Genomic DNA, 853 nt, shown 5'->3' on the forward strand with positions numbered 1-853 from the left:
GAAGCAGATACCTGAGTTGCCGGCTGGTGCGCGGCGCCAGTGGGCGTCGGATCGGGCATTGCGACCACCGATGCGTTCACCGGGACGGCCGGAGCCGTCTCGTGCGGTGCAGCGGGACTTCTGGCGGCGGATCGCGTCGGGAGTAACGACGGTAGAGGCCGCGGAGGCTGTGGGTGTGTCATGGCCGGTCGGGTCCCGGTGGTTCCGTCACGCTGGCGGCATGCCGCCGATCAGTCTGGACGAGCCCACCGGCCGTTACCTGTCATTCGCCGAGCGCGAGGAGATCGCGTTGCTGCGCGCCCAGGGGGTCGGCGTGCGCGAGATCGCCCACAGGATTGGACGCGACCCGGGAACGATCTCACGCGAGCTGCGCCGTAACGCGGCGACCAGGGGCGGTAAGCCGGTCTACCGGGCTCTGGTGGCGCAGTGGAAGGCGCAGCAGGCCGCGAAGCGCCCGAAGACCGCGAAGCTCGTGAGCAATGGCAGGTTGCGTGAGTACGTACAGGTCCGGCTCGCCGGCGGTGTCCGCCGACCCGACGGCACGATCGTCACCGGGCCTTCGACGCCCGCGTGGAAGGGGCTGAACAAGCCGCATCGGCAGGACCGCCGCTGGGCGACGGCGTGGAGCCCGGAGCAGATTTCGCACCGGCTCCGTGTCGAGTTCCCCGATGATGAGTCCCTGCGCATCAGCCACGAGGCGATCTACCAGTCACTGTTCATTCAGGGGCGTGGAGCGCTCAAGCGTGAGCTGGTCGCGTGTCTGCGCACCGGCCGGGCGCTGCGGGTTCCCAGAGCGCGGTCTCAGAACAAGCCGCGAGGGCATGTCACTGCCGATGTCGTCCTCTCCGAGCGC

1 protein-coding gene is annotated in these 853 nt (G+C 69.3%); it reads left to right on the forward strand.

Going from position 1 to position 853, the window contains the following annotated elements:
* Positions 1–220 precede the first annotated feature (220 nt).
* Positions 221–853: transposase (locus ACFOW4_RS30180; protein WP_377533709.1), on the forward strand; the 633-nt coding region annotated here is incomplete at its 3' end.

The sequence above is a fragment of the Micromonospora sp. GCM10011542 genome, assembly GCF_042650685.1.
Classification (GTDB): Bacteria; Actinomycetota; Actinomycetes; order Mycobacteriales; family Micromonosporaceae; genus Micromonospora.